Source organism: Rhodococcus jostii NBRC 16295, assembly GCF_001894825.1.
In the GTDB taxonomy this organism is placed as follows: Bacteria; Actinomycetota; Actinomycetes; order Mycobacteriales; family Mycobacteriaceae; genus Rhodococcus_F; species Rhodococcus_F jostii.
In genome coordinates this window covers 210,174-221,561 of record NZ_BCWY01000006.1, presented here as the reverse complement: position 1 = coordinate 221,561, position 11,388 = coordinate 210,174, and the positions used below count along the sequence as shown (strand labels likewise).

Genomic DNA, 11,388 nt, shown 5'->3' with positions numbered 1-11,388 from the left:
TTTCGATACCACCGCCGAGGGTGTACATGCAGGTGTCCAGGTCCGGGCAGATCCGCAGCCCGTGCATCCACACGTCGTCACCGACATTGACCACCGCGGTGATGCCATGGCCGGAATCGGCGCCCACACGACCGGGCGTATCGGCCCCGAGAAGCCTGCGCACGCCTTGCAAGAATCGGGCCCCGCCGACCCCGCCCACCAAAACAGTCACGTTCACGATGCAAGCCTAGGCGGTGGCCGTCCGCTTCCTGTGAGTGCTTCCCCCGAGCGATTGGAGAGCGCGAAATAGTAATGGACTTTCGGCACTTAGCTTGACCGCGACACGCTGGGCGTGTCTAATCACAAATATGTCATTCCAACGTTGTGGGCGTGGAATCACTTGCAGCGGGGATCAATTCGAACGGTTGTTCGAACGGGTGGCAGGGGTGTTCGGTTCGGGGTGCGTGATCAATCGAAATTTTCTGCGCTATCACAGGTGAGGAGGCGGAACGATGCCCAATGAGCAGGTCGAGTCGGAGACTCGCTGGAGCACAGTAAGCGACGAACCGCAGACCAATTCCGAAGCAGGCGCAGTAGACGGCGTCTTTGCTCGAGAAGTCTGTGTGCAAGAAGACAGTGTTGTGCAAGAAGACCGTGTGAAGGAAAGTCCTGTGCCGGAGCTCGTCGCACAGGAAGTCGAGACGACGGGCACCCGCCCGGCGTTGAGTCTGGTGACCGGTTTCGACGAGCTTTTCGAGACCATCGAGGATCAGTGGCAGGAACGCGCGCTGTGCGCGCAGACCGACCCTGAGGCCTTCTTCCCCGAAAAGGGAGGCTCCACCAGGGAAGCGAAGCGCATCTGCCTGGGCTGCGAGGTCCGGGACGAATGCCTCGACTACGCACTGGCCAACGACGAGCGGTTCGGTATCTGGGGTGGCCTGTCGGAGCGTGAGCGCCGGCGCCTGAAGCGGGGAATTGTCTAGTTCAGTCTTCGTCGCCCGGTAGGTCCGGGTCGATGACCTCGGGTTCGACCCCGAGGTACGTACTCACCTGCTGTACGAGCACGTCGTGCACCAGGTCGGTGAGGTCGTCCGGGTCGTTGGCGCGCTGTTCGAGCGGTCGCCGGAACAGGACGACTCTCGCCCGCGTCGTGGCTCCATGACGGTCGATTCCCGCTGGGATCAATCGTGACAGCGGCACGGGCCCGTCTGCCACGACCTCGGCGGGCCAGTTGACCGAATCCGGGTCGAGCGCATGGATCTTCGGGACCTCGTCGACGGCGATGTCCAGCTTCGTCAGGCGTTCGCGCCAGCGGGCGTCGATCGGCGCGAACGCTTCCAGGACCACCAGGTCGAATTTCTCCGCGCGGCTTCGACGCGCCGGCGCGTCCGGAGGGAACACAGATCCGCGGATTCCACGTCCCCGTCGGTCGACGGATCGGGTGGTGACGGGACGCCTGCGTCGTGCTCTGGACATGGTGTGGACATTACGACAGCCGCACACTCTCGGTGTGTCCGAGTAGGTGTCGGGCCTTCGTGGGCTACGCTTCCTAGCTGTGAGATCTCTGCGTCGATGCTGCCGCCCCGGGTGCAAGAACCCCGCTGTCGCGACGCTCACGTACGTCTACTCGGACTCCACCGCCGTCGTCGGCCCGCTCGCGACGGTCGACGAACCGCACTCGTGGGATCTGTGCGACACGCACGGATCGAGGATCACCGCACCCAAGGGCTGGGAACTGGTTCGGTACGAGGGTGGATTTTCGTCGAGCACCCCGGACGAGGACGATCTGACCGCGCTGGCGGAAGCCGTGCGGGAAGCGGGCCTCGGTGATCGTGGACGGTCCGAACGGGCTGCGTCCACGGAGGATCGCGCGGAGACCGGCACCCAGCCCGGCCCGGCGCGTACCGGTCGCCGTGGCCACCTGCGGGTTCTTCCCGACCCCGCCAACTGAAGTCCCCGCTCGTCCCGGGCCGGAGGCCCGCGGTGTGCCGTGCCCGCGACGGGCAGGCACTAGGCTTGCGCCAGCACTGGTGCTCGTAAAGGAGAAAACAGAAGTGGCGCGATCAGCCGAGTCCGTACATGCCGTGATCAAGGCTTACGACGTGCGGGGAGTCGTCGGTGAACTCATCGACGCCGCGTTCGTGCAGGACGTGGGTGGCGCATTCGCACGGCTCGTTCGCGAGGAGAGCGCCACGAAGGTCGTGATCGGCCACGACATGCGCGCGTCCTCCCCGGAACTGGCCCGCGCGTTCGCCGACGGCGTCACCGCCCAGGGCCTCGATGTCGTTCTCATCGGCCTCGCGTCGACCGACCAGCTGTACTTCGCGTCGGGGCTGTACGACTGCCCGGGTGCGATGTTCACGGCGAGCCACAACCCTGCGAAGTACAACGGGATCAAGCTGTGCCGCGCGGGCGCCAAGCCGGTGGGGCAGGAAACGGGCCTCGCCACGATTTCGGCCGAGGTCATCGACGGGGTCCCCGAGTGCGACGGCGCTCCCGGCTCGGTGTCCGAGGAGGACGTCCTCGAGCAGTACGCGAGTTTCGTCCGCGGACTCGTAAACCTCTCCGACCTCCGTCCGCTGACGGTGGCCGTCGACGCGGGCAACGGGATGGGCGGCCACACGGTCCCCGCGGTGTTCGAGCCGATGCCGGTGAAGCTGGAACCGCTGTACTTCGAGCTCGACGGCACCTTCCCGAACCACGAGGCGAATCCGCTCGACCCCGCGAACCTCGTCGACCTGCAGCGGTACGTGCGGGAGACCGGCGCCGACATCGGTCTGGCCTTCGACGGCGACGCCGACCGCTGCTTCGTCGTCGACGAACTCGGCAACCCGGTGTCGCCATCCGCCGTGACGGCTCTCGTCGCCGAGCGTGAGCTGGCCAAGGAGCCCGGCGCGACCGTCATCCACAACCTGATCACCTCCCGTGCGGTACCCGAACTGGTCACCGAACTGGGCGGACACCCGGTGCGCACCCGGGTGGGGCACTCGTTCATCAAGCAGCAGATGGCCGAGACGGGTGCGATCTTCGGCGGCGAGCACTCCGCGCACTACTACTTCCGCGATTTCTGGGGCGCCGACTCGGGCATGCTCGCCGGACTGCACGTCCTCGCCGCACTGGGGGAGCAGGACCGCCCGCTGTCCGAACTGATGGCCAAGTACGAGCGGTACGCGGCGTCGGGAGAGATCAACTCGACGGTCGCGGACGCCGCCGAGCGGACCGACGCGGTGGTGGCGGCGTTCGCCGGTCGCACCACGGGCGTGGACCGGCTCGACGGTGTCACCGTCGAACTGACGGGCGACGCGTGGTTCAACCTGCGCGCCTCCAACACCGAACCGCTGCTACGACTCAACGTCGAAGCGCCCACGACGGCAGACGTAGATGCACTCGTTACCGAGATAGTGGGCATCGTCCGAGCCTGACTGCCATAGTTGAAACCACAGGATCTGCGTGCTGCGAATGTGGCGTGCACCGATGAAGGAAGGGGGTGCGGTGTCATGACAGCGCCGACGCCCCTGCTCGATCTGGACGACGGGGACGCCCTGGTCTCCGCGGACACCGAGGGCGTACTGCGGTCCGCGGCGATGGGGGGTGCCCAGATCCGGGCCACCCGCTCCGCGGTCGAGGAAGGCACCCTCGAGCGGCTGCGCGGCCTGCGTCCCCGCAGTGTCGTCGTGGTCACCGGCGCCGGCCGGGCCAGCCGCGGCGCGGCGATCCTCACAGCGGTCCTCGCCGAACGGATCGGATTCCCGCTGCTGCGCGCCACCCGCACCCCCGTGTGGGTCGGCCCCCTCGACGTGGTCGTGGTGGCCGGCGACGACGCGGGCGACCCCCGGCTCGTGCAGGCCATCGACGCCGCGGTGCGGCGCGGCGCCGAAGTGGTGGTGGCCGCACCGGACGAGGGACCCTTGCAGGCTGCGGCCGCCGGACGCGTCGTGATGTTCGCGCCGCGCGTGCACGCTCTCACCCGGCACGGACTGTTGCGGTACTTCGCAGTCCTGCTCGCCGTCCTCCGGGTGGTCGGTTCGGAGCGCTGGGGCGACGAGGTCCCCGACCTCGAGCAACTCGCCGACGCCGTCGACGGTGAGGCGTTGCGTGACAGGCCGAACAACGAGGTGTTCCACAACCCGGCGAAGTCGCTGGCCTCCCGCATGCAGGGGCGCCGCATCGTGCTCACGGGCGATACGGAGAGCGCGGTGGAACTGGCCCGGCACGGCGCCGAGGCACTGCTGCACGCCGGCCGGGTGGCCACCGCCTCCGAGTTGCCGGACGTTCTGAGTGCGGCGGGCACGTTCCGCGTCGACCAGGCGCTCGGATCGCACGACTCGATATTCCACGATCCCGAACTGGACGGTCCGCCGCCCGCCAGCCCGGTCCGCACGTTCGTGTTCTCGGCCGATGCGGATCGCATGATCACCGAGCGCAAGATCGTCGTCCTGGGCGACGCCGACCTGGTCGTCGCGTCGTCCGACGAGGGGCAGGTGCCCTCGCAGCGTCCCGAACTGGAACAGGCGGCGGTTCTCGTCGGCCGGCTCGACATGACTGCCGCGTATCTGCAATTGATGGGCGGTATCTAGTGCACCGACTCGAAGGTGCGCTTCGGTCCTACGCGTGGGGATCGCGCACAGCCATCGCTCAGTTGCGCGGACTTCCGGTTCCGACGGCACATCCGGAGGCGGAACTCTGGCTGGGCGCGCACCCCGGCGATCCGGCCCGCGTCCTCACCGACGAGGGTCCCCGGTCGCTTCTGGACCTGGTGCACTCGGAGCCCGAACGCCAGCTCGGCAAGCGGAGTGTGGAGTCGTTCGGCGACCGCCTCCCGTTTCTGCTGAAGTTGCTCGCGTCGGAGGAGCCTCTGTCGTTGCAAGCGCACCCGAGCGCGGAACAGGCGTGGGAAGGGTTTGCGCGGGAGAACGACGCGGGCATCCCCCTCGAGTCCTCAGTGCGCAACTACAAGGACGCCAGCCACAAACCGGAACTGGTCGTGGCGCTCAGCCGGTTCCACGCGCTCGCCGGTTTCCGGGACCCGCAGCGCACCGTCAAGCTGCTCGAGGCGATCGCGGTTCCGGAACTGCAGCCCTACGTCGGACTGATTGCCGGGCAACCCGACTCGGACGGTCTCCGCGCGTTGTTCACTACGTGGATCACGCTGCCGCAGCCGGTGCTCGGCGCGCTGATGCCGAGGGTGCTCGACGGTTGCGTCGACTACCTGTCGAACACCAGGGATGGTGAGTTCACGGCGGAGGTGCGCACGGCCCTCGAACTGAGCGAGGTGTACCCCGGCGACGCCGGCGTGCTTGCCGCGCTCCTCCTGAACCGGGTCACTCTCGAACCGGGGCAGGGCCTGTACCTCGACGCCGGCAACCTCCACGCCTATCTGCACGGCATGGCCGTCGAGATCATGGCCAACTCCGACAACGTGCTGCGCGGGGGACTCACTCCCAAGCACGTGGACGTTCCGGAGTTGCTGCGTGTCCTCGACTTCGACACCGTCGACATTCCCATCCTGGAGGCGGAAGAATGCCCGGGCAGTGGCGAGTTCGTGTACTCGACACCGGCGCCGGAGTTCGTGCTCGCCCGGATCGACCTGTCGCCCGACGGTCCCGCGGAACACCGACTCGACACGGAGGGCCCGCACATCCTGCTGTGCACGTCGGGTTCGGTGGAGCTGCGATGCGGAGCCGACACGCTCGCACTGTCGCAGGGCAATGCCGTCTGGATCGCGGCCGAGGACCCTGAAGTGGTGGTGACGGCGGGCACGGATCGCGCCCAATTGTTCAGTGCGAGGGTCGGGCCGCCGATCGCGTAGCCTGTGAGCCGCCCTGAGATCCGAGAAGGGCACCGCGGCCCGTCCTGTGGGCCGTGTGCGACCGAGAGGAGAAGTCAGTTGTCGGCTCATGGGGGAAAGAAGGCGATCCTCGCCGCGCTCGGCGCCAATGCCGGTATCGCGGTAGCCAAGTTCGCCGGCTTCCTGATCACCGGTTCGTCGTCCATGCTGGCGGAATCCGTGCACTCGGTGGCCGATACCTCCAACCAGGGCCTGCTCCTGCTCGGCCAGAAGAAGGCCGAACGCGCCGCCGACGATCTGCACCAGTTCGGTTACGGCCGTAGCCGTTACTTCTATTCCTTCGTCGTCGCGCTCGTGTTGTTCAGCCTCGGTTCGCTGTTCGCGATCTACGAGGGGATCCACAAGATTCAGCACCCCGAGGAATTGACGTCGCCGCTCGTTGCGGTGGTCATCCTGGTGATCGCGATCGGATTGGAGACATTCAGCTTCGTCACGGCCGTGCGGGAATCGCGTCCGCTCAAGGGGCGGGCGAGTTGGTGGGGGTTCATCCGCACGTCGCGCAGTCCCGAGCTGCCCGTGGTGCTGCTCGAGGACACCGGCGCGCTGGTCGGTCTGGTCCTCGCGCTCGGCGGTGTCGGTCTGACGATGCTCACCGGCGATCCCGTGTGGGACGGCGTCGGCACCCTCTGCATCGGCGCGCTGCTCGGAATCATCGCGATCATCCTCATCGTCGAGATGCAGAGCCTGCTGATCGGGGAAGGGGCCACCGCCGACGAGGAGGCGCGCATCCTCGCCGCCCTCGTCGACGGCGACAGGATCGAGCGCGTCATCCACTGCAAGACCCAGTACCTCGGACCCGAGGAAATCCTCGTGGCGGCGAAGGTCGCGGTGGCCGCCGGATCGGACATCAGCGCGGTCGCCGACGCCATCGACGGAGCAGAGGCACGGGTCCGCGAAGCCGTCCCGGCGGCTCGCCGCATCTACATCGAACCCGACCTGTTCCGGGCAACCGAAGGCATAGGCTGAACGGCAACTTTCGATTGAGGAGGCTGATGTGGCCATCCAGGACAAAGGCGGCGGAGAACCGGAACTCGGCGGTAGGCCGACCGGGTTGTTCCGCACCAAGTCGATCGAGCAGTCGATCCGAGACACCGACGAACCGGAAACCAAGCTCCGCAAGGATCTGACCGCGTGGGATCTTACCGTCTTCGGTGTCGCGGTCGTCATCGGTGCCGGTATCTTCACACTCACCGCGCGTACCGCAGGCAACGTCGCGGGGCCCGCGGTGTCGGCGGCGTTCGTCATCGCTGCCATCGCGTGTGGTCTCGCGGCCCTCTGCTACGCAGAGTTCGCCTCGACCGTCCCTGTCGCAGGCAGCGCGTACACGTTCTCGTATGCGACGTTCGGTGAACTCGTCGCGTGGATCATCGGCTGGGACCTCATCCTCGAATTCGCCCTCGCCGCGTCGGTCGTGGCGAAGGGCTGGTCGCTGTATCTCGGCGAGGTGATCGGCAATCACACGCCGATAGCTCAGATCGGTTCCGTGAAGTTCGACTGGGGCGCGGTCCTGATCGTCGCGATCATCACCGTCGTGCTGGCCACGGGCACCAAGCTGTCGTCGCGGGTCTCACTCGTGATCACGTCGATCAAGGTGGCCGTGGTGCTGGTGGTGGTCGTCGTCGGCGCGTTCTACATCGACCCCGACAACTACACCCCGTACATCCCGCCGTCCGAGGCGGGCAGCACGGGCGAGGGCATCCACCAGTCGCTGTTCTCCTACGTCACGGGCGCCGGCGGCAGCACGTTCGGCTGGTACGGCTTGCTCGCGGCGGCGAGCCTGGTGTTCTTCGCGTTCATCGGTTTCGACATCGTCGCCACCACCGCCGAGGAGACGAAGGATCCGCAGAAGGCGCTGCCCCGCGGAATTCTGGGATCCCTGATCATCGTGACGATCCTCTACGTGGCGGTGACGCTGGTGCTCACCGGCATGGTCGACTACCACGAATTGGCCGGGGACACTTCCAATCTGGCCACCGCGTTCGGCATCCACGGGATCACGTGGGCGAAGAACCTGATCTCGTTCGGTGCTCTGGCGGGCCTGACCACCGTGGTGATGGTGCTGATGCTCGGGCAGACCCGGGTGCTGTTCGCCATGTCCCGGGACGGACTGATGCCGAGACGGCTGGCGCCGACCGGCAAGCACGGCACACCCGTTCGGATCACCGTGCTCGTCGGTGTCGTGGTGGCGGTGCTCGCGGGCGTCTTCCCGATCGGCACCCTCGAGGAGATGGTGAACATCGGAACGCTGTTCGCGTTCGTCCTCGTGTCGATCGGTGTGATCGTGTTGCGCAGGACCCGCCCGGATCTGCCCCGCGGATTCCGGGTGCCGCTGGTTCCGTGGGTACCGATCCTCGCCGTCCTCGCGTGCCTGTGGTTGATGTTCAACCTGTCGGTCGAGACGTGGATCAGGTTCATCGTCTGGATGGCGCTCGGCGTGATCATCTACTTCGCCTACAGCCGCAGGCACTCGATGATGGAGAGACGCAGCCGCGGCGAGGTCTGACACGCAACGGGATTCGATGTCCGGGGGCCGGAGCGGCAGTACCGGGCGAGTACCCCGGAGGCGGCGGGCACTAATGTCTTCGCCATGACTTCGTCGCGTGTCAGGGTGCCCTATCAGGAGGCCGCGCGGCTGCTGCTGCGTCAGTCGGTGCTCGATGCGATGCGGGATCTCTTGTTCGAGAAGGACTGGTCGGACATCACGATGTCGGATGTCGCGGTCGGTGCCGGGGTGAGCAGGCAGACGCTCTACAACGAGTTCAAGTCCCGGCAGGGCCTCGCCGAGGCGTATGCCCTGCGGCTGGCCGACGAACTGGTCGACGCCGTGGACGGGGCGCTGGTGGCGAACGTCGGGGAGGGCCGCGCCGCGCTTCTCCACGGATTCGCCGCGTTCTTCGCCGGCAGCCTGTCCGATCCGCTGGTGCAGTCGCTCCTGCGGGGTGAGACCAAGCCCGACCTCCTCCGGCTGATCACCACCGAGAGTGCCCCGATCATCGAGCGGGCGTCCACGAGACTCGCCGAGGTCTTCCAGCGGGGGTGGGTACGGGCGAATCCGTCGGACGCCGGGATTCTCAGCCGGGCCATCGTGCGCCTGGCTATGAGTTACATCTCGATGCCCCCCGAATCCGAGGCCAACGTCGCCGAGGATCTGGGTGCTCTCCTGGGGCCTTTCGTCGACAAGGCCGTCGACGGGGCCGACCGGGAGTGACCGCTCGGTGGCGCGGCGTCGTGTGAGTGTCACCCCCGGGCCGTCGTACCCGATAGCCTTGATCGAAACAGCAGTCAACCAGGAGAGGCAGATGACGACCTCAGTTTCAACCACGCCCGTGGCCGAGAGCCGAAACGGGATCGATTTCAAGGTGGCGGACCTTTCGCTCGCCGAGTTCGGCCGCAAGGAGATCCGGCTCGCCGAGCACGAGATGCCTGGACTGATGGCGCTTCGCCGCGAGTACGCAGACGTGCTGCCGCTCGAGGGTGCTCGTATCTCCGGTTCGCTGCACATGACCATCCAGACGGCCGTCCTCATCGAGACGCTCGCCGCGCTGGGCGCAGAGGTCCGCTGGGCCTCGTGCAACATCTTCTCCACGCAGGACCACGCCGCCGCCGCGATCGTCGTCGGACCGCACGGAACGCCCGAGGAGCCGCAGGGCACCCCGGTCTTCGCGTGGAAGGGCGAAACCCTCGAGGAGTACTGGTGGGCCGCCGAGCAGATGCTCACCTGGCCGGACGCGGACAAGCCCGCGAACATGATCCTCGACGACGGCGGCGACGCCACGATGCTCGTCCTCAAGGGTGCGCAGTTCGAGAAGGCCGGCGTCGTGCCGCCCACCGACGACGAGCGGGATTCCGACGAGTACAAGGTGTTCCTCGCCCTGCTGCGTCAGTCCCTCGAAGCGGACAAGACCAAGTGGACCACGGTCGCGGAGTCCGTCCAGGGTGTCACCGAGGAGACCACGACCGGCGTCCTGCGTCTCTACCAGGTCGCGGCCGCCGGTGAGCTCGCGTTCCCGGCCATCAACGTCAACGACTCGGTCACCAAGAGCAAGTTCGACAACAAGTACGGCACGCGCCACTCGCTGCTCGACGGCATCAACCGCGGCACCGACGTGCTGATCGGCGGCAAGGCGGCACTCGTCTGCGGTTACGGCGACGTCGGCAAGGGCTGCGCCGAGGCTCTGCGCGGACAGGGTGCCCGCGTCGCGGTCACCGAGGTCGACCCCATCAACGCCCTGCAGGCTCTGATGGACGGCTTCGAGGTGAAGACGGTCGAGCAGGCCATCGGCTGGGCCGACATCGTCATCACGTCCACGGGCAACAAGGACATCATCACGTTCGACCACATGAAGCAGATGAAGCACCAGGCGATCCTGGGCAACATCGGCCACTTCGACAACGAGATCGACATGGCCGGACTCGAGCGTTCCGGCGAGGTCACCCGCATCAACATCAAGCCGCAGGTGGACGAGTTCCGGTTCAAGGACGGCCACTCGATCATCGTGCTGTCCGAGGGTCGCCTGCTGAACCTCGGCAACGCCACCGGTCACCCGTCGTTCGTGATGAGCAACAGCTTCTCCAACCAGGTGATCGCGCAGATCGAACTGTGGACGAAGCCCGAGGAGTACGACAACGAGGTGTACCGCCTCCCGAAGCACCTCGACGAGAAGGTCGCGAAGATCCACGTCGAGGCTCTCGGTGGCACGCTCACCAAGCTCACGAAAGAGCAGGCGGAGTACATCGGCGTCGATGTCGAGGGCCCGTTCAAGCCCGAGCACTACCGCTACTAGAGATCACGGCGTCCCCCGGTTCGGTGCGTACGGGCCGGGGGATAGCCTTCTTCCTCGTGGGAACACTGATTGCGCTGGAAGGCCTCGACGGCGCGGGCAAGCGAACACTCGTCGGCGCAGCGGTGGCACACCTCACCCGGCAGGGCATGACGGTCGGCACGCTGGACTTCCCCCGGTACGGCAGGTCCGTGCATGCCGACCTGGCGTCCGAGGCCCTCAAGGGCGCGCACGGCGACCTGAGCGAATCCGTGCACGCGATGGCCGTGATGTTCGCCCTGGACCGGTCGGGCGCCGTCGGGGAGTTGTCCGCCCTGCTCGCCGATCACGACCTGGTGATCCTCGACCGTTACGTGGCGTCCAACGCCGCCTACGGTGCGGCCCGACTGCATCAGCGGGCGGACGAGGAGTTCGTGGGCTGGGTCGAGAACCTCGAATTCGAGCGGCTGGGGCTTCCCCGGCCCGACCTGCAGCTGTATCTGGACGTTCCCGTCGCGCTGGCCGAGCAGCGCGCCCGGGGCCGCGAGTCGGCCGACGCGAGCCGGGCGCTCGACGCCTACGAGCGCGACCGCGGACTGCAGGAACGCACCGGCGAGGTGTACCGCGAACTGGCCGCGAAAGAGTGGATTTCCCCGTGGTGGGTGCTCACCCCGGACACCGATCCGGTCACGCTCGCCGAAAACCTGGCACTCTGGAAAGACAGCACGGCACGCCGTGACGAGAAAGAACACGGCACGCCGTAACGGCGAACGGGCTGTTACGGCCTCCGAAGATGCAACG

Annotated in this window: 12 protein-coding genes; 10 read left to right on the top strand and 2 right to left on the bottom strand. The window is 66.9% G+C overall.

Going from position 1 to position 11,388, the window contains the following annotated elements; all coding sequences use genetic code 11:
- Nucleotides 1-217: 2-phospho-L-lactate transferase CofD family protein (locus tag RJ1_RS07440; RefSeq protein ID WP_174694945.1), on the bottom strand; the 217-nt coding region annotated here is incomplete at its 3' end.
- A 484-nt stretch (nt 218-701) separates the two neighbouring features.
- On the opposite strand from RJ1_RS07440, the gene RJ1_RS07435 reads away from it, so the two are divergent.
- Nucleotides 702-962 carry a WhiB family transcriptional regulator gene (locus RJ1_RS07435; RefSeq protein ID WP_166680705.1) on the top strand — a complete coding sequence of 87 codons (261 nt, stop codon included), beginning with the start codon at nt 702-704 and terminating at the stop codon, nt 960-962.
- Between the two features lies 1 nt (nt 963).
- On the opposite strand, the gene RJ1_RS07430 is transcribed toward RJ1_RS07435, so the two are convergent.
- Nucleotides 964-1,455, bottom strand: coding sequence for a metallopeptidase family protein (locus tag RJ1_RS07430; protein ID WP_073359303.1), 492 nt, complete (start codon nt 1,453-1,455; stop codon nt 964-966).
- A 79-nt stretch (nt 1,456-1,534) separates the two neighbouring features.
- Here RJ1_RS07430 and RJ1_RS07425 point away from each other — a divergent pair, with 79 nt between their 5' ends.
- The 9 genes from RJ1_RS07425 (at nt 1,535) to RJ1_RS07385 (ending at nt 11,351) form a co-directional block, all read left to right on the top strand.
- The gene (locus tag RJ1_RS07425; protein ID WP_073359302.1) at nt 1,535-1,930 is read left to right on the top strand and encodes a DUF3499 domain-containing protein; all 396 of its coding nucleotides are present in this window, start codon (nt 1,535-1,537) and stop codon (nt 1,928-1,930) included.
- Between the two features lie 103 nt (nt 1,931-2,033).
- On the top strand, nt 2,034-3,401 hold the full coding sequence (locus tag RJ1_RS07420; protein ID WP_073359301.1) for a phosphomannomutase/phosphoglucomutase: 1,368 nt from the start codon (nt 2,034-2,036) through the stop codon (nt 3,399-3,401).
- Between the two features lie 75 nt (nt 3,402-3,476).
- Nucleotides 3,477-4,556 carry a tobH protein gene (locus tag RJ1_RS07415; protein WP_073359300.1) on the top strand — a complete coding sequence of 360 codons (1,080 nt, stop codon included), beginning with the start codon at nt 3,477-3,479 and terminating at the stop codon, nt 4,554-4,556.
- Nucleotides 4,556-5,788: a mannose-6-phosphate isomerase, class I gene (gene manA / locus RJ1_RS07410; RefSeq protein WP_073359299.1), complete on the top strand. Its 1,233-nt coding sequence runs from the start codon at nt 4,556-4,558 to the stop codon at nt 5,786-5,788. The genes RJ1_RS07415 and manA overlap by 1 nt, the downstream gene beginning before the upstream one ends.
- 78 nt (nt 5,789-5,866) lie before the next feature.
- Entirely contained in the window at nt 5,867-6,793 is a 927-nt protein-coding gene (locus RJ1_RS07405) for a cation diffusion facilitator family transporter (RefSeq protein WP_073359298.1), read from the top strand.
- A gap of 28 nt (nt 6,794-6,821) precedes the next feature.
- Nucleotides 6,822-8,330 carry an amino acid permease gene (locus tag RJ1_RS07400; protein WP_073359297.1) on the top strand — a complete coding sequence of 503 codons (1,509 nt, stop codon included), beginning with the start codon at nt 6,822-6,824 and terminating at the stop codon, nt 8,328-8,330.
- An 84-nt stretch (nt 8,331-8,414) separates the two neighbouring features.
- Nucleotides 8,415-9,035 carry a TetR/AcrR family transcriptional regulator gene (locus RJ1_RS07395; protein ID WP_073359296.1) on the top strand — a complete coding sequence of 207 codons (621 nt, stop codon included), beginning with the start codon at nt 8,415-8,417 and terminating at the stop codon, nt 9,033-9,035.
- 91 nt (nt 9,036-9,126) lie between these two features.
- Nucleotides 9,127-10,611, top strand: a complete 1,485-nt coding sequence (gene ahcY / locus RJ1_RS07390) for an adenosylhomocysteinase (protein ID WP_073359295.1) — start codon at nt 9,127-9,129, stop codon at nt 10,609-10,611.
- 56 nt (nt 10,612-10,667) lie between these two features.
- Nucleotides 10,668-11,351: a dTMP kinase gene (locus tag RJ1_RS07385; protein ID WP_073359294.1), complete on the top strand. Its 684-nt coding sequence runs from the start codon at nt 10,668-10,670 to the stop codon at nt 11,349-11,351.
- The last annotated feature ends 37 nt before the right edge of the window (nt 11,352-11,388 follow it).

What these genes read in the sequence shown, in the direction of transcription:
- RJ1_RS07430 (WP_073359303.1), bottom strand. Translation starts at nt 1,455, where the DNA reads ATGTCCAGAGCACGACGCAGGCGTCCCGTCACCACCCGATCCGTCGAC.
- RJ1_RS07415 (WP_073359300.1), top strand. Translation starts at nt 3,477, where the DNA reads ATGACAGCGCCGACGCCCCTGCTCGATCTGGACGACGGGGACGCCCTG.
- RJ1_RS07395 (WP_073359296.1), top strand. Translation starts at nt 8,415, where the DNA reads ATGACTTCGTCGCGTGTCAGGGTGCCCTATCAGGAGGCCGCGCGGCTG.
- ahcY (WP_073359295.1), top strand. Translation starts at nt 9,127, where the DNA reads ATGACGACCTCAGTTTCAACCACGCCCGTGGCCGAGAGCCGAAACGGG.